17 protein-coding genes are annotated in these 17198 nt (G+C 57.8%); 11 read left to right on the forward strand and 6 right to left on the reverse strand.

The window, feature by feature from the left end; translation table 11 throughout:
- Positions 1-20: 20 nt before the first annotated feature.
- Positions 21-929 carry a DMT family transporter gene (locus tag HUO12_RS08110; protein ID WP_176273091.1) on the reverse strand — a complete coding sequence of 303 codons (909 nt, stop codon included), beginning with the start codon at positions 927-929 and terminating at the stop codon, positions 21-23.
- 66 nt (positions 930-995) lie between these two features.
- Between HUO12_RS08110 and HUO12_RS08115 the strand changes: the two genes are divergently transcribed.
- Positions 996-2099 carry an alkene reductase gene (locus HUO12_RS08115; RefSeq protein ID WP_176273092.1) on the forward strand — a complete coding sequence of 368 codons (1104 nt, stop codon included), beginning with the start codon at positions 996-998 and terminating at the stop codon, positions 2097-2099.
- A 36-nt stretch (positions 2100-2135) separates the two neighbouring features.
- Entirely contained in the window at positions 2136-3026 is an 891-nt protein-coding gene (locus HUO12_RS08120) for an HpcH/HpaI aldolase/citrate lyase family protein (protein ID WP_176273093.1), read from the forward strand.
- A gap of 6 nt (positions 3027-3032) precedes the next feature.
- Here the strand turns inward: HUO12_RS08120 and HUO12_RS08125 are convergent, their stop codons facing one another.
- Both HUO12_RS08125 and lipB read right to left on the reverse strand, forming a co-directional pair.
- On the reverse strand, positions 3033-3314 hold the full coding sequence (locus tag HUO12_RS08125; RefSeq protein WP_176273094.1) for a hypothetical protein: 282 nt from the start codon (positions 3312-3314) through the stop codon (positions 3033-3035).
- Positions 3311-4006 (reverse strand): lipoyl(octanoyl) transferase LipB, encoded by a 696-nt coding sequence (gene lipB / locus HUO12_RS08130; protein WP_408609453.1) that lies wholly within the window; start codon positions 4004-4006, stop codon positions 3311-3313. Before lipB ends, HUO12_RS08125 begins: the two co-directional genes overlap by 4 nt.
- Positions 4007-4090: 84 nt before the next feature.
- Between lipB and HUO12_RS08135 the strand changes: the two genes are divergently transcribed.
- Positions 4091-4885, forward strand: coding sequence for a hypothetical protein (locus tag HUO12_RS08135; RefSeq protein ID WP_176273095.1), 795 nt, complete (start codon positions 4091-4093; stop codon positions 4883-4885).
- 39 nt (positions 4886-4924) lie between these two features.
- On the opposite strand, the gene HUO12_RS08140 is transcribed toward HUO12_RS08135, so the two are convergent.
- Positions 4925-5554 carry a class I SAM-dependent methyltransferase gene (locus HUO12_RS08140; RefSeq protein ID WP_176273096.1) on the reverse strand — a complete coding sequence of 210 codons (630 nt, stop codon included), beginning with the start codon at positions 5552-5554 and terminating at the stop codon, positions 4925-4927.
- A 111-nt stretch (positions 5555-5665) separates the two neighbouring features.
- On the opposite strand from HUO12_RS08140, the gene HUO12_RS08145 reads away from it, so the two are divergent.
- The gene (locus HUO12_RS08145) at positions 5666-7042 is read left to right on the forward strand and encodes an MFS transporter (RefSeq protein WP_408609454.1); all 1377 of its coding nucleotides are present in this window, start codon (positions 5666-5668) and stop codon (positions 7040-7042) included.
- Positions 7043-7054: 12 nt separating this feature from the next.
- Here HUO12_RS08145 and arsC read toward each other — a convergent pair whose 3' ends face one another.
- Positions 7055-7399, reverse strand: a complete 345-nt coding sequence (gene arsC, locus HUO12_RS08150; protein ID WP_176273097.1) for an arsenate reductase (glutaredoxin) — start codon at positions 7397-7399, stop codon at positions 7055-7057.
- Between the two features lie 168 nt (positions 7400-7567).
- Here arsC and HUO12_RS08155 point away from each other — a divergent pair, with 168 nt between their 5' ends.
- Entirely contained in the window at positions 7568-9703 is a 2136-nt protein-coding gene (locus tag HUO12_RS08155) for a TonB-dependent receptor (protein ID WP_332310388.1), read from the forward strand.
- A gap of 32 nt (positions 9704-9735) precedes the next feature.
- On the opposite strand, the gene HUO12_RS08160 is transcribed toward HUO12_RS08155, so the two are convergent.
- Entirely contained in the window at positions 9736-10299 is a 564-nt protein-coding gene (locus tag HUO12_RS08160; protein ID WP_176273098.1) for a (2Fe-2S)-binding protein, read from the reverse strand.
- A 125-nt stretch (positions 10300-10424) separates the two neighbouring features.
- On the opposite strand from HUO12_RS08160, the gene HUO12_RS08165 reads away from it, so the two are divergent.
- The 6 genes from HUO12_RS08165 to HUO12_RS08190 are packed head-to-tail and all read left to right on the forward strand — an operon-like array spanning position 10425 to position 17074.
- On the forward strand, positions 10425-11777 hold the full coding sequence (locus tag HUO12_RS08165) for an MATE family efflux transporter (RefSeq protein ID WP_176273099.1): 1353 nt from the start codon (positions 10425-10427) through the stop codon (positions 11775-11777).
- Between the two features lie 57 nt (positions 11778-11834).
- A complete protein-coding gene (locus HUO12_RS08170) occupies positions 11835-14240 on the forward strand; it encodes a chemotaxis protein CheA (protein ID WP_176273100.1) in 2406 nt (801 codons plus the stop codon).
- Positions 14237-14677: a chemotaxis protein CheW gene (locus tag HUO12_RS08175; protein WP_176273101.1), complete on the forward strand. Its 441-nt coding sequence runs from the start codon at positions 14237-14239 to the stop codon at positions 14675-14677. Before HUO12_RS08170 ends, HUO12_RS08175 begins: the two co-directional genes overlap by 4 nt.
- 54 nt (positions 14678-14731) lie before the next feature.
- The gene (locus HUO12_RS08180) at positions 14732-15097 is read left to right on the forward strand and encodes a response regulator (protein ID WP_176273102.1); all 366 of its coding nucleotides are present in this window, start codon (positions 14732-14734) and stop codon (positions 15095-15097) included.
- A gap of 13 nt (positions 15098-15110) precedes the next feature.
- The gene (gene cheB, locus HUO12_RS08185) at positions 15111-16214 is read left to right on the forward strand and encodes a chemotaxis-specific protein-glutamate methyltransferase CheB (RefSeq protein WP_332310389.1); all 1104 of its coding nucleotides are present in this window, start codon (positions 15111-15113) and stop codon (positions 16212-16214) included.
- Entirely contained in the window at positions 16214-17074 is an 861-nt protein-coding gene (locus HUO12_RS08190) for a CheR family methyltransferase (protein WP_176273103.1), read from the forward strand. Before cheB ends, HUO12_RS08190 begins: the two co-directional genes overlap by 1 nt.
- Positions 17075-17198: the final 124 nt, after the last annotated feature.

Here is a 17198-nt window from a genome sequence, read left to right on the forward strand (position 1 = left end):
TCCCCTCTTCCAAGTGAGGGCTAGCTAGCACCGCGCGCAGGCTTGGTCGAGGGTGTGCTCATCCGCGACAGGACCAAGGCGCTGCCAAGCAGAACCATGCCGAGAATGTCGACCGGTACGAGCATCTCGCCAAACGCATACCAGCCATACAGCGCTGCGATGGCAGGCTGTGTAAGGAGCGCCAACCCGATCACCAGCGGCGGAAAATGCCGCATCGCGAAGACCAGCAGGCCCTGCCCGATCAACTGGCTGGAGACGAACAGCATCAATACCGGCGTCCAGTCAGTCGGCCAGACGGGTTCGCCAAGGATCAGCGCCAAGCTCAACAGGACCGGACTGCCGAACAGGCTGACCCACACGAGCAAGCTCCAGCTGCCAAAGGTCGTGCGCGCACCTTTCAGGGTGAGCAGGTACACCGCATAGAGCAGTCCCGCGGTCAGGCAGAACAGATCGCCGAGGAATGTCTCTGTCGAGATTTCCAGACTGCGACCCATAAGAATGCCAGCCCCTGCAAGCGCGCAGACAATCGCTAGCCATTCAAACCCGCGCGGCAACATGCGCGCAATAATGAAGCCCCAGAATAGCAGGATGATCGAGCCGGCATTGCCGAACAATGTCGCATTGCCGAGCCGGGTGAGGCCAATGCCGATATGCCAGCTCGCTAAATCAAGCGCGAAGGCGACAGAACCGAGAGCGACCAAGGCCAGCGTCTTGCGCGGCATTCCGCCGACGCGCTGCCCGCTCATCTTCGCAAACAGGAACAGGAATGGCAGAGCAAGGAACAAGCGCCAGAAGCCTGCTGAGACCGGACCTGTGTCCGCGAGCCTTACCAGCCAGGGGCCAAGCGCGAGCGCTACATTGCCTCCAAGCAACGCCGCGATCAGCGCCAAGCCGACCAAGCTGCTTTTGTGTGCCCCCTCATTTTCCATGCTTGCGCCCTAGCGCTGAAAAGGCCAGTTGCGAAACACTATCGAATTCAATGAGAGGACCCTTGCGTGCACGACACACTGTTTGAGCCCCTGAAGCTGGGCGCAATTGAAGCCAAGAACCGCATCTTCATGGCGCCGCTGACGCGCGGACGTGCTGCAGATCCTGTGTTTGTACCCAATGAAATGATGGCGACCTATTACCGCCAGCGCGCCAGTGCAGGCCTAATCCTGACCGAGGCGACAGGCATCAGCATTGAAGGGCTCGGCTGGCCGTCTGCGCCAGGAATCTGGAGCGAAGAGCAAGCCGAAGGCTGGAAGGCCTCAACCGCTGCGGTGCATGCAGAAGGCGGCACCATCGTGCTGCAGCTGTGGCATATGGGTCGTCTTGTGCACCCCTATTTCCTCGGTGGGCAGCCGCCGGTCTCAGCGAGCGGGACAACCGCGCCGGGCCATGGCCACACCCCGGAAGGGCGCAAGGACTACGAACCTGCACGCGCCATGACGCAAGACGATATCAAGCGGACCATCGATGACTATCGCAATGCAGCCGTGAACGCGAAAGCAGCTGGCTTTGACGGCGTGCAATTGCACGGCGCCAATGGCTATCTCGTCGACCAATTCCTGCGCGACAGCACGAATCTGCGCGATGACGACTATGGCGGCAGCGCAGAGAATCGCACCCGCTTCATGCGCGAAGTGCTTGAGGCATTGATCGACGTCTGGGGCGCAGACCGGGTCGGCATTCGCCTATCACCCAATGGCGAAACGCAAGGCTGCGATGACAGCGATCCCGCGGGCACATTTGGCGCAGCGACCAAGGTTATCGAGGAATTGGGCCTCGCCTTCCTCGAGCTGCGCGAGCCTGGCCCGGAGGGCACGTTCGGTCAGACAGACGTACCCAAGCAGAGCCCGATGATCCGCGAGATTTACTCAGGCCCACTGATCCTCAACTCCGATTACGATGCGCAATCCGCTGTTAACGATATCGAAGCCGGTCTTTGCGATGCTGTTAGCTTCGGGCGGCCATTTATCTCTAACCCCGATCTGCCGGCGCGGATCAGGCAAGGGGCGGAATGGGCGCCAAACCGGGACGTGCCTAAGAGCTGGTACTTCCCCGGCCCGGCTGGTTACACGGACTATCCGACGCTGGAGGAAGAAGCCGCTAGCTAAGCGGAGCGACGCGTCCCGCCGATTGGAGGCGAGACAATGCGGTCGTGGTTGCTGGTCCCTGCTGAGGACGAAGAGAAACTCGAAGATGCAGCAAGCAGCGGCGCGGATGTCGTTGTGCTCGATCTGGATCAGGCGCGTTCTGAAAGCGCGCGTGTAGACGGGCGCGAACGCGCGGCGGACTGGATGCGCAATCATCGCCAGCAAGTCCTGCAAGGCCAGAACTTTGCGCGCTGGGTGCGGATTTCTCCGATTGAGTCCGAACATTGGCGCGAGGATTTGCGTGCAGCGCTCGCAGGCGCTGCTGAAGGCATCTTCCTGCCTGCTGTGCCCGGCCCTGCCTATGTCCAGCAGCTCGCATCGGAAGTGTATGAAGTCGAGCAACGCTCAGGCATTGCGCATGGCGCGACACAGATCATTCCGCTAGTTGCCTCGCGCCCGCAAAATGTGCTGACGCTTGGCCAGTTCGCTGAGAACGTACAGCCTCGCCTCGGCGGGTTCAGCTGGGAAAGCGCTATCCTTGCAGAAGCAGTGGGCGCCCGGCGCGAACACAGCTCGACCGGCGAGTGGTTTGGCGCAATGGCCTATGCGCGTTCAAAGATCGTGCTGCTGGCCAAGGCATGCGGTTTGCTTGCGTTGGAAAGTGCGCAGCCGGCCACGATGTCAGACGAGGCTTTCGCCAATCTCGCCATGGTCGCGCGTGCTGATGGTTTCACGGGCATGTTTGCAAATTCGGCGGCTCAAGTGAAAGCAATCAACGCGGCTTTCTCGCCTACAGAAGGCGAGCTCACCCGCGCCGAAGGGATCATCGCGCAGTTCACCAGCAATCCGAATGCCGACCATGTGCGCATGGGTAACCGCGTACTCAACCGCTCTGACTTGCAACGCGCGAGGCAGATGCTGGAAACCGTCAATATGGGTGTGGGCTAAGCCAACTCAGCTTTCGCCGGATTCGGGCTCTATTGCTTCAGGTTCAGCTTCAATAGAGCCCGCTGGCGTACGATCCTGCTCAGAGGACAACCGTTGCAAGCGCTCTTCTTCGCCGGCCAAAGGCGGTGATTGCGACGTCACCGATTCCAGCGGAAGCATGTCATCGCTGATAGTGCCGCCGAGGATTTCGCCTTTGGCTTCCAGGTCTTCACCGCCAGCAGATTCTTCCGGTTCGCTGGAGCAAGCAGCAACAAATGCCAAAGGCGCAATAAGGATCAGTCTAGTCATGCGCATGAGCCTTTAGAGCCTGGCAAGCGATCAAGGAAGTCCTTCCCCCGCGCAATCAGTGCGGCATCCCATTCCTGCGGTAAGATATCGATCCCGAGCCGCTCAAGGCTGGTCACGCCGAACTCGTCAATCCCGCACGGCACAATGCCGGAGAAATGCGAGAGATCAGGCGCAATATTGACTGAGAAGCCGTGCATAGTCACCCAGCGGCGTACGCGAACGCCAATCGCGCCGATCTTGGCTTCGCGCCCATCCACGTCCTTGGTCCATATGCCAACCCTGCCATCCACAGCCCAGCTTTCGACACCGAAGTCACTGAGCGCATCAATGACCCATTTCTCCAGCCCGTGGACGAAACACCGCACATCTTTTCCGCGCTGGTTTAGATCGAGCATGACATAACCGATCCGCTGGCCCGGACCGTGATAGGTGTAGCGTCCGCCCCGCCCCGTCTCGACTACGTCGAAGCGCGGGTCACGCAATTCCGCGATAACCGCGCTTGTCCCGGCGGTGTAGACCGGCGGATGCTCCAGCAACCAAAGCATCTCGCGCGCATCACCCGCAGCAATGGCCGCGTTGCGCGCTTCCATGAATTCGAGCGCTTCGCGATAGGCGATCAAGTCTGTTTCCTGGCGGATTTCCATCCCGTCCATGAAGCTTGCCGGGTCCAATTTATGTGTGGCCGTTTGCATCTGGCATTGCGTGGGGGCAATCTTCGCGCTTATCAAGAGGCAAACGCGCAGAAGGAGCCTGCGCAAGCAGAGGGACAAAACACCATGAAACTCGATTTGGGCCGTGCATGGAATGACGCAACTGCCTTGCTGTCCGCGAACAAGGACGTGATCGGCATTGTTGCCGGCGTGTTTTTCTTCCTGCCCTATCTGGCGCTAAGCCTACTCATGCCCGAAGCCGCTCAACCACAGATCAACAATCCCGAAGATATCGATGCTGTGATGGAAGCGCTTGGCGCGATCTATGCAGAGAACTGGTGGATCTTTGTCCTCACATCCGTTTTGCAAATGATCGGAATGCTGGCACTGTTCGCGCTGCTGACGGACAGAGCGCGGCCCACCGTAGGTGAAGCATTGAAGCGCGGTACAACCGGTTTTCCGAGCTATCTTGCAGCTCAGATCCTTGTTGCTGTGGCAATTGGTTTTGTCGGCGGATTGCTGGCTGTGATTTCGCCTTTTCTGATTATTCTCGCCATCCCGATCATCTTCTATCTGCTAGTGAAATTCTCCTTGATCGGAGCGGTTATCGGGATTGAGCAGACGCTCAATCCCTTCGCCGTACTCAAGCGATCCTGGCAGCTTACCAAAGGCAACAGCTTCCGGATCTTCTTTTTCTTCTTCCTGATCTTGCTCTCGTTGATGATCATCTCGCTCATCGTAACCATGATCTTCGGAGTGGTATTTGCCGCGGCAGGTGGACAGATCGAATTGATCGGCAATGGGATCGTCGGAAGCCTGGTAAACGCCATCTTCGCAATCATCTTCCTTGGAGTGCTTGCCAGCCTGCACAGGCAGCTCGCAGGCCCCAATGCCGAGGCGTTGAGCGAAACTTTCGAATGAACGAGTGAATTAGTGAGCGAGCGGGCCGAAGCCGCGCGCTCATTCTTTGCTCTTCCAGCCCCAAAACAACTTGCAGGGCAGAATGTTGAGCCATTCAAAGCCCTGATCAATGCGGTCGAAATGCGGCGCCATGAAGTCACGGCATGCCGCTGTGAACTGATAGACGAGGAATGCGCCGCCCGGGCGGATAACGCGGTGCGTCGCGGCTGCAATCGCTGGCGCAACACCTGATGGCAAAGTCGAGAATGGTAGGCCAGACAGCACATAATCGGCATGCTCAAAGCCGTGCTCGGCAACGATCCGCTCGACATCTTCCGCCGAGCCCAGCACGGCATGGAAGCGCGGATCGCGGATCGTCTTGCGCAAATAGTCAATATAGATCGGGTTGGTATCGATCACGATCAGCGCGCCGTCACCGCGTAAGCGGTCAAGCACCGGACGACAAAACGTACCAATCCCGGGGCCGTATTCGACAAACAGCTTTGTCTCGCGCCAATCGACCGGCTCCAGCATACGCCGAACAGTAAAGCGCGAGGATGGGATGATAGAGCCCACCATACGCGGGTGCTCCATAAAACCGCGGAAGAACACGCTGCACTGTGCGCCATAAAGGGCGAGCCGGTCGCGCAGTCCGCCTTTGCTGCCAAGTGTTGCGCCCTTCGATTTCATGGTAGATCCTTCTCTCGCGGCTAATGGGGGAATGCCAAGCGATGATTGGCACGCCTTGCAGATGCTTTCACGCATTGCAAGCATCAGCCGCCTCGCTTAGCTGCATTTACGATGGATAACAGCGGAACACCTGAAGCGGCGGATGCCGTAACGTCACCTGCGCTCAAGAAGGAAACACGCACGATCTCGCGTGGCCGGATGGCGTTGCTTTTCGCTGTGATGCTGACGACCGCTGCAGGCAACACCGCCATGCAATCGGTCATGCCGTCGATCGGAACCGCGCTCGAAGTTTCAGACGTGTGGATCAGCTTGGCTTACACTTGGTCCGCCCTTTTATGGATGACTTGCGCCCCCTATTGGGCTCGCAAGTCGGATCAGCGCGGACGCAAGGCGATGATGGCTCTGGGGATGAGCGGCTTTATCATATCCATGGGGCTATGCGCGCTAGTGCTGTGGTTTGGCCTGGCCGGAGTGCTCCCTGCAATCTGGACGCTGCTTCTGTTTGCGATGGCACGTAGCCTTTATGGCGGATTTGGGTCGGCGGCACCGCCTGCGGTGCAAGCCTATGTAGCCTCACGCACCGCTCGTTCAGAACGGACGCAAGCGCTTGCCTTGATCGCATCGAGCTTTGGCCTTGGCACAGTACTTGGGCCAGCACTTGCACCGCTCATGGTTTTTCCCGGACTTGGTTTGACCGGTCCGTTCTGGGCATTTGTCGTCATTGGTGTCGTGACACTCATCGCACTGCGTCTGCGCTTGCCCAATGACGAGCCGCAATTCCCGGCAAGAGGTCGCGGCATTGATGAGCCTTTCTCCGCCAGTTCGTCGGCCCGTCAGCAGGAGGGGGACGATGATGAAGACAGCGGTGAGCCGGGAACGGCGGCCAAGCGGCTGAGCTGGTGGGAGCCGCGTATCAGGCCTTGGGTGATCGCCGGATTGCTTGGCGGACATGCGCAAGCCATGGTGTTAGGGGTCGTCGGATTTCTGGTCTTAGATCGGCTCGGCCTGCGGTCTGATCCGCTTGCAGGAACAGGGCCTGTTGGCATTGTCCTGATGTGCGGCGCGATAGCCACATTGCTTGCACAATGGGGGGTGATCCCGCGGCTTAATCTGGGCCCACGCGCATCGACCTTGTGGGGTATCGCTCTTGCAGCGTTCGGAGTTGTGGTCTTCGCCCTCGCGCAAGACCTGCATGCGATCGCGCTGGGCTATGCAATCGCATCATTGGGCTTCGGCCTGTTCAGGCCCGGCACAACCGCGGGTACTTCGCTTGCGGTAACGCGCGCAGAGCAAGGCGAAGCTTCAGGCATCGTGTCTTCCGTGGCTGGTGCCGCCTTCGTGTTCGCACCGGCGCTCGGCGTATGGCTCTACAGCCTGTCAGAGATCGTCGCGTTCAGCACAGTCGTGTCGCTGTGCCTCGCTGTCCTGCTGCTGGGCTGGAAGCAATTGCAAAGCGACGATGTGCTTACGAAGAGCCGGCCTGCCTGAGCACCGCCACGTTCAAAGTATTTCAAGAACCGCATCCTGCGGACGGCATAGCCGCGTGCCCTTGTCGGTTCGCACGAGCGGGCGCTCGATCAGGATCGGGTCGGCTGCCATCGCAGCAAGCACTGTGTCATCGTCCGCATCTGGCAGGCCCCGCTCAGCCGCGTCAGTTCCGCGGATCCGAAGTCCCTGCTGCGGCGAAATCTCTGCTTCTGCATAGAGCGCCTTGAGCTCAGCCGCGCTGGGCGGGTCTTTCAGATACTCGACCACAGTTACATCGACCTTGGAGAGGTTCTCTAGGATCGCGAGCGTCTTTCGCGAAGTACCGCATTTCGGATTGTGCCAGATTGTCGCTTTCACAAACTTCCCTTTCAAACCAATTTGACGTCAATTTTGTGTGACATATGAACCTCAGTTCGCCTCAGCTAGTCGCAAAAGCGAGAAAAATCACCCAATAAGGTTGTAATTGCAAATTAGTCGCAATAACAGGCCCAGCATTGATAACGACTCGCAATAAGGATCGTCATAGTGGGCTTTCAAACTGTTCGGACCACCCTTCTGGGTTCTGTTGCCACTCTCCTCGTTGCCACGCCTGCCTTAGCTGAAAGCGAGGACGCGGCAGAGGAATTTTATGATGACAGCATCATCGTAACTGGCGAAGTGCTCTATTCTGACCAGATCAATGCGGTCAAAACGCCCACCCCCATTATCGACGTCCCGCAAAGCCTGACCATAACCACGCAGGAAGAAATTCAACTCCGCGGTTTTACCAGCATCGGCGAGATCATTGACTACACTCCGGGCGTGAATATGTCGCAGGGCGAAGGACATCGCGATGCGATCGTCTTTCGCGGGATCCGTTCGACAGCGGACTTCTTCATCGATGGAATGCGCGACGATGTGCAGTACTATCGCGGACTCTACAATCTAGAGCAGGTTGAAATCTTGCGCGGCCCCAATGCGCTGTTGTTCGGTCGCGGCGGTACAGGCGGCATCCTCAACCGCGTGACAAAGAAGGGCTCACTCGGCGAGAACTTCAGCGGCGGCCAGGTTGCAGTCGATACGTTTGGTGCGTTTGACTTGCAGGCGGATATCAATTTCGCGGCGGGAGACAGTGTCGCGATCCGCGTGAATGCGGCCTATGAGAACCTCAACAACCACCGTGATTTCTACGACGGCGAGCGTATCGGGATCAATCCAACGGCGCGCATCAAATTGAGTGAAGCGACTGTCGTCGATCTCTCATACGAGTATGCGAACCATGACCGCTTCATTGATCGCGGTATTCCGACAGGCGCGGACGGACGCCCGGTCGAAGCATTCAAAGACATTGTGTTCGGCGATCCGGAATTGAACTTCAACGACTTGGAAGCGCACTTGCTGCGCGCGAATCTCAGCCATCAATTCTCGGACAACGTCAAAGGCAATTTCGCCGTCTTTTACGGCGACTACAACAAGGTCTATTCGAACTTCTACGCGTCGGGCTATGACCAACTCGCGACGCCAGATGAAGTGGACATCGATGGCTATATCGACACCACTCAGCGTCAGAATCTGATCCTGTCAGGCACACTGGTTAGCGAGTTTGAAACTGGCAGCATCGCTCACACGCTGATGGTTGGCGGTGAATATATCAGCACCGATTCTGACCAGGACCGCTTCAACCCGGTTTGGAGCGAAAGCCTTGACGATGTTGAAACCTTTGCAATCGATCGACCGCTAGCTTTCCGCAACGGTGTGGGTGTCGCTGCAAACAGCAATCCGACGACGGTCGCTTTTTCGGACCTCAACGACGATACCCGCGCCGATCTGGAAGTGTTCTCGCTGTTCATTCAGAACGAGATCGAGCTGACTGATTGGCTCAACATCGTTGTAGGCGGACGTTTTGACAGCTTTGACATCACCGTTGATGACTTTGGTGATCCAGCCAACCCCACTGGTCTGTCCCGCAAGGACGAAGAGTTCAGCCCGCGCGGCGGCATCATTATCAAGCCGAAGGACAATATCTCGGTCTATGCGAGCTATTCGGAAAGCTTCCTGCCCCGCTCCGGCGAGCAATTTGCCAATCTCGGCGGCGGCGCAGATGCACTTGATCCGGACACTTTCACCAATTTGGAAGCGGGCCTCAAATGGGATTTCCAGCAAGGTTTGAGCCTCACTGCGGCTGTGTTCGAGATCGAGCAAAGCTCGCCACAAGTCGATGACAATGATGCTCAGCAGCTCGTCGTTGTCGACTCAACGATTCAAGGCTTCGAGCTTCAGCTGCAAGGCGAGGTCATGCCTGGCTGGTTCGTTTCAGCCGGTTACAGCTACCTTGACGGCGAGCAAGTGAACCAGGCGGGACCAACCGGGCTTCGCCCACGCGAATTGCCCGAGAATATGTTCTCGATCTGGAACAAGGTCCAAGTAACGGACAAGTTTGGCATCGGCATTGGCCTGACCCATCAGGACGAAAGCTTCATCAATAACGGTAACACCGCAGTCTTGCCTGCATATACCCGCGTTGATGCAGCACTCTATTACAATGTCTCGGACAATCTGCGCGTGCAGGTCAATGTCGAAAACCTGACGGACACGCTCTATTTCCCGAACTCACATTCGACCCATCAGGCAAGTGTCGGCGCGCCTCTGAACGCGCGCTTTGCGATTACCGGGCGGTTCTAGGGACTGGCAGCAACCCCCAGCGGGCGGCAGTTTCATTCGCTGTCGCCCGCGACCTCTTCACGGATCGGCCTGAGTGCAGGCACCACGCGAGACGCTTCAGCAGGATCGACTTGCGGCGCAGGAGCCGCGCTGATGGTTTCGCGTCGCCTTGCCACGCGGCCTGCACGCTGAATTGCTCTCACCAGCCGAGGATAGATGCCGCAACGGCAGATATTTGGGATTGCTTGCTTGATCTCTTCTTCGCTGGGATCCGCATTGCGTGAAATCAGCGAAGCGGCTGCAAGCGCGATCCCCGGCGTACAGAAACCGCACTGGATCGCCTGTTCTGCCACCAGTGCCTGCTGGACCGGATGCGTGCGGTCATCCGACAAACCTTCAATCGTCGTGACAAAGCGTCCTTCAGCTTCGCCTATGGTCACAAGGCACGAACGCAAAGCTGCGCCATCCACCAGCACTGTGCATGCCCCGCAATCGCCATTGCCGCAGCCATATTTCGTACCGGTCAGATTGGCTGCATCGCGCAGCGCCCACAGCAAGGGGGTGTCGGCGTCGAGATCGAACTCAAGCGGCTGCTCGTTGACTGTCATGCGCGGCATAGGCGCGGCTTCTCCAAATGCGGCGTAGGCGAAGGCCTATCGCATGTGCGGCACAAACCGGCAAGCAAGCCGCAATTGCACAATCCCTCTTCCCCACGGCTCTCTGCACCGCTACGCCACCCTGGATGAGCGAGAACGCCAAACTCACGCGCGGTTCGATCCGCGGGCATCTCGTTTCGCAAACGCTGCCCATGATCATTGGCGTCGCGGCAATCATGTCGATCGGGCTCGTCGATGCTTATTTCATAGGTCAGTTGGGTAGCGATCCCCTCGCTGCGATTTCCTTCATTTTCCCGGTGAGCGTTGCCACAAGCAGCCTCGGCGTAGGCATGATGGTCGGGATCAACTCCGTAGTCGCGCGGGCGCTTGGTGAAGGCGATGTCGACAAAGCTGCGAGACGAGCGAATTTCGGCTTGATCCTGGCGGTGCTGGCAGGAGCTATATTGGGCGCGGCACTGTTCGTGCTGATCGACCCTTTGTTCCGCTTGATGCAAGCGGATGAAGAATTGATGCCACTCATACGCATCTACATGCAGCCCTACGCACTTGGCTTCCCGCTGATCATGGCAATCATGGGCGTGAACGGCATACTGCGCGGACAAGGTGAAGCGAAGCGCACGTCCTATGTCTCACTGACCTATGCGGCTGCCAACTGGGTGCTCGATCCAATCCTGATCACTGGAGCATTCGGGTTTGCAGGCTTTGGCATTCAAGGGGCTGCATTCGCGACCATTATCGGTTGGGCGGTTGGCCTCGCGGCGGCTCTCTGGCTGATGCGCAACACGACTCTTCCGCTCGATCTGTCACTCATCAGACAATGCCGCAAGCGCGAGCAGATCTATGCAATCATGAAAGTCGCCGGGCCTGCAGCGATGTCGAATTCGATCAATCCGATCGGTCTTTCTGTTCTGACGGCATTGATTGCAGCCGAAGGCTCAGCCGCTGTAGCTGGCTTTGGTGCAGCCGGCAGAGTGCAAAGCTTTGCCGTGGTCCCATTGCTCGGCCTGTCCGGCTCGATCGGAGCGATAGTTGGACAGAATTGGGGCGCTGGAGAGTTTGGCCGCGCGCGGCAGGCTATGCTTGGCGCTGGCCTGTTCGCGATTGTCTGGGGCCTCGCAATTGCGCTGGTTCTGGCGCTGTTTGGGGATTGGTTCGGACAGTTCTTCAGCGATGATCCGGAGGTGATCGAGGAATTTGCTCTATACCTGTCCATCGCTGCCTGGGGTTATGCCGGTTTCGGAGTGCTGATCACCGCAAATGGCGCGCTAAACGCCGTCGACAAAGCGACTTACGCCTTGGTCCAATCGGTCGCGCGCGTGTTTCTTATCACGTTGCCATTCGCGTGGTTCTTGCGCCCAGCTTGGGGATCCTCCGCTATCTATGCAGCCGAGCTCGCTGCCAATGTCATCGGCGGCGCTGTGGCGGCTGGAGTGGTCTGGTACGTGCTCACACGTAGGACCACCGCGGACAAGTCGTGACCCTTCATTAACCAAATCATTCCATAAGCAGCCGCCTCACCATTTGAGGCCTGTGAGATGGATGACCTGTTAGCGGATTTCGTCGCTGAAACCCGCGAAATGCTGGAAGCGAGCCAAGGAGAGCTAGTCGCCTGGGAAGCTGATCCGTCGGATCGCTCGCGGCTGGATGCTGTCTTTCGCTTTGTCCATACGGTCAAAGGCAATTGCGGCTTCTTTGATTTTCCGCGGCTCGAAATGCTGAGCCATGCAGCCGAAGATGCGCTTGCCGATGTCCGTGCAGGCCGCCGGGAATCCGATACCGCACTGGTCACCGCGATCCTCGCCATCATTGACCGTATCGCCCAAATGGCCGACGCGATCGAAGCGGGCAATGAGTTCCCAGAAGGTGGTGACGAGGAGCTCATCGCGGCATTGGAAGCTTCCGAGCGGGAGACTGGTACTCTCGCGGACGCGCCAGCGAAAGCGTCGCCCAACTCAGAGTTTCAATCTGACAAAAGCGCAGTCGCAAAGTCGGCACCGCTGGCAGGCGCTGGCTCTCAAGCACGCACCATCAGACTGTCAACTGCATTGCTGGACCGCGTCATGGTCGGCGTCTCGGATATGGTGCTCGCCCGCAATGATCTTGCACATCGCCTGCGGATCGCTGGCAATGAGCCAACCATCGACGGACCGTTCGAGCGGCTGTCTTCAATACTGACAGACGTGCGCGAAGCTATCACCCGCATGCGGATGCAGCACATTGAGCATCTCTTCAGCGTCTTTCCGCGCCTGGTTCGCGATCTTTCCAACGAGCTCGGCAAGCAGGTCCTGATCGACTTTGAAGGCGGCGACGTCGAACTTGACCGCGAAATGGTCGAGATGGTTCGCGATCCGCTCACGCACATTGTCCGCAATGCTGTTGACCACGGCATTGAACCACCTGCCGAGCGGCTTAAAACCGGGAAACGCGAAACCGGGCTGTTGCGGATCGCAGCACGTCAGGCAGGTAATCGTATCTCGATTGTCATTACCGATGACGGTCGCGGTCTTGATGTCGACAAGATTGCCGCAAAGGCACTGGAGAACGGCCTCGTTACCAAGGCTTCGCTGGCGGAGATGAACCGCGAAGACATCTTGCAGCTGGTGTTCGAGCCAGGTCTTACGACCGCTGAACACGTCAGTTCGGTATCTGGACGCGGTGTCGGCCTTGATGTCGTTCGAGCGAACCTTGAACGCGTCGGTGGAACCATCAGAGTCACCAGCACGCCCGATCATGGCTCGCTATTCTATCTCACTCTGCCACTGACGCTGAGCATCATCTCCGGCCTCACCGTTGAGCAAGGCGACCAGTGCTTTGCAATTCCACAGTCTTATGTCGAAGAGGTCGTCCAGCTCGACTCAGATGCGCTGGACTACACGCAGGTTGGTGATCGCCCGATGGTCACGTTCCGCGAGAAGCGCGTCCCCTGCCTTTCGATGGAAGACATTCTCGGGGTCAGTCATAAGCACGAAACTGAAGATCGAACTGCTATCATGATCCGGCTAGCAAGCGGCGATCTCATCGCTTTGCTCACCGACAAGGTGCGCAATATCAGCGATCTAGTCGTCAAGCCTCTGCCCCCAGCAATCATGCAGACACGGCTCTATACGGGCTCGACGCAATTGGACGACGGCACGCCTATTCTGGTCCTCGATGTACCGCAGATTGCAAGCAATGCCGGCCTTATCTCCGACACGCATGCGCAAAGTTCCGGTCAGGTGCAGGAAGAGAAGGAGGCGGTCTCTCGTGGCACGCAGGCGATGATCTTCATCGGATATGATAACCGTCGTTATGCAATGCGGCTTGAGCTGATTGAGCGGATTGAAACTGTTGCCCGCGAAGCGCTTGATCTGTCTGGCAAGCGCCCGCGGGTGCTGGTCAACGGTATTCTCCTTGATCTGCTGGGCTTCGATGCCGCAGATGTCCCTAGCGACACGCTTCGCTTGCTACGGATGAGCGACGGAATCAATACATTGGCTTATGCCGTTAAGCGTGTCGAAGACGCCGTTTTCTTAAGCGACGAACTGAACCATGCACCGGATGAAGACCTGCTTGAAGGTTTGGCAATCCTCGATGGAAAGCCAGTCGCATTGCTAGACGGATATGCGATCTTCGCGCGCTACGGGACCGCCTGCGCAAGCGGAGCGCAGATCACTTGTAGCGTGCCGGATACGGAATGGGCCAAGTCTATCCTGGCCCCACTGGTCGCGCGCTGCGGTTATGCGGTGCTCCCGACTTCAAGCGACGAAACCGCCGACGTAGAGATTGTCATGAGCGGCGAAGCGCCAACCCGAGCTACCCACGCAAACACCATCGTACTTGCTGATATCGAGCCAGGTGAAAGCGATGAAAAGCCCGGCTCCATCTATCGCTATGACGAGATGGCCCTTCGCAAGGCATTGCAAGAAATCCGCATGCGAAACACCAAGGGGGAAGCAGCATGATGGAATTGCTGGTCATGCTGACGATAGGCGGCCGCCAGTGTGCCTTGCGCGCCGTCGAAGTGGATTCTGTGATGGAGATTGAGACCATCACTCGTGTCCCCAATGCGCCCGATCATGTGGTCGGCCTCAGCACACGCCGCAGCCAGACCCTGACAGTTGTCGATTGCATGCGTGCAGCAGGCCTTGAGGAAACAACCAATCCGATTGGGCAACGCGCCGCTGTTGTTGAGCATGAAGGGCATATCTACGCACTCCTGGTTGATGCCATCGAAGATGTCGAAGGCTCGGACGGAGAGGTCATCGCCGTGACAGGCGGTTTTGGCGAGCATTGGTCTCAATTGGCTGAAGGGATGGTCGAAACCCGCAGGGGACCCGCTCTATTGCTGAAAGCTGATCGCCTTATCGCGGGCAAGGGGAGAATCCCCGCCGCTGCTTAAGATGATGGTTACCCGCAAGCGTTACACCCAAAGTCAAAATAGACAGGGGTCATTATGAAAACGTGCCTGATCGTCGATGATTCAAGGGTCATCCGGAAAGTGTCTCGGCACATTCTGGAAACACTGGGTTTCGCCGTAGATGAAGCAGAGAATGGCAAAGAAGGCCTCGCTTATTGCGACGAGCGAATGCCTGACGTTGTTTTGCTCGACTGGAACATGCCTGTCATGACAGGGATTGAGTTTATCACACAGCTGCGCCAGCGCCCAGATGGCGGCAAGCCTAAGGTTGTCTTCTGTACAACCGAGAACGACGTCGCGCATATTCGGCAGGCCATCTCGGCCGGGGCAGACGAATATGTCATGAAGCCATTCGACCACGAGACTTTGCAAATCAAATTGCAGCTTGTTGGCATGAGCTGAGGAACGGGCGCTCGTGACTCCACCGGCAACATCTCTGGACAAGAATAGTTCTGACAAAACACACGGCCGCAGCGACGGTCCAATCCGTGTGTTGATTGTCGACGATTCTCTGACCGTGCGAACCATTTTCTCGCGCATGGTGCAAGACGCGTCAGACATGATGGTCGTCGCTGGTGAACGGACAGCAGAACTGGCTTTGGCTCGGCTTCGCAAGGAGGCTGTCGATGTCATCCTGCTTGATCTTGAGATGCCAGGAATGGGTGGCCTGGAGGCTCTTCCTCAGCTACTCAAAGCTCAAAGAGACGCACAGGTCCTCGTCGTATCTTCGCTGACCAATGAAGGCGCGGAAGCCACAATGGCTGCGCTTTCCATGGGCGCTGCCGATACGATGCTCAAACCGCGGCCAGGCGGTTTTGACGCGCAATATCGCTCCGCTTTGCTGGAGAAGATCCGTGCCTTAGGAGGCGGGTCAAACGCTCCGGCGGAAGCTAGCGCACAAGCATCCAATCCTCGCGCATCAGCGAAACTGACCGCCTCCCGACAGAGTGAAATCATTGCCATCGGCGCATCCACGGGCGGAATTCATGCTCTCAACCTGCTGTTGCGGACGCTCAAGCCCGAGTATGACTTGCCTATCTGCATTACACAGCATCTGCCGACATCCTTTGTATCGGTTTTCGCACGGCAGTTGGAAGTCACTTCAGCGCGGCGGGCGGTTATTGCCGAAGACGGTGCGATTATCCAGCGCGGCGAAATCGCCGTTGCCACGGGCCATTCACATATGCTGCTGGAACCGCATGGTCAGGGCTTTGTCGCGCGCACCTCAAGTCAACCAGCCGCGAGCGGATGCATGCCGTCGGTTGATCCCATGCTTTCGAGCCTCGCCCGGAACTGCGACGGCAGAGCGACCGCCATCCTGCTTTCCGGTATGGGGAAAGACGGTGTGCTCGGCGCTGGAGAGCTGGTCAGTGCAGGCGGGACAGTGCTCGCGCAGGACGCTGAAACTTCGGCCGTCTGGGGAATGCCGGGCGCGGTCGCCAATGCGGGCCTTGCGAGCGCGGTCTTGCCGCCAGAGAAGCTTGCGGAGCGGCTGATGGCGGATCGCGGATTGACCTGATGGAGATCGGTGAAGCCTCCTATCTGATCATTGCAGACCTTCTCGCCGCACGCACCGGTCAGCAGCTTACAGAAAGCCGCCGATGGCGTGTGGGCACGAGCCTTGCCGGCCTCTTCAGAGAACGCGGCATCTCCAATATCGATCAGTTGGTCTGCATGCTTGCATCGCCAGGGCAGGCTGCTCTTGCGGACGAAGTAGTAGAGGCGCTGCTCAATAACGAGACGTACTTTTTCCGCGATCGACCAACATTTGAGCAGCTTCCGCAGCATGTATTCCCAATGCTGGCGGAGCGCCGCAAAGCGCAGCGACGTTTGCAAATTTGGTGCGCCGGGTGTTCAACCGGGCAAGAAGCGCATTCGCTTGCTATGCAATTCGCTGACAACAGCGCTCAATGGGAAGGTTGGTCGATCGACATACTAGGGACCGACATCTCGCAAAGCGCAATCGCAACGGCTAAGGCTGGCCATTACAGCCAATTCGAGGTTCAGCGTGGTTTGGGTATCGCGCAAATGCTCGATCATTTTGAGGAAACCGCATCAGGCTGGCAAATGAGCAGCGAGACGCGCTCGATTGTACGGTTTCAACAGCATAACGTTTTGGACAAGCCTCCAGCGCTCAACAGCTTCGATCTGATCTTGTGCCGCAACGTCTTGCTCTATTTCCCGCAGCAAACACGTGCTCGAGTCTTTGAGCGACTGAGTGAAGCTTTGAGCGCGGATGGAATTCTCATGCTTGGAGCCGGAGAAACCGTCGTCGGACAAACCAAGCTGTTCGCACCAGTCGCTGACAGGATCAGCCTTTACGCTGCCGCTCAGTCCATCCCCGCGGGCTCTGCCGCGCAGGTAAGGCTGCTTGCATAGGTCCGTACTCGGCGTAGTTTCCGATCAGCAAGCACCCTGATCTCCTCTTCTCAAATATCTGATTTATAGTGATAAAATTGGTAGTTCGCAGCAGCAGGGTAAATTTTCGGTTTACGCTAAATTA

The sequence above is a fragment of the Altererythrobacter lutimaris genome (assembly GCF_013371495.1).
Classification (GTDB): Bacteria; Pseudomonadota; Alphaproteobacteria; order Sphingomonadales; family Sphingomonadaceae; genus Erythrobacter; species Erythrobacter lutimaris_A.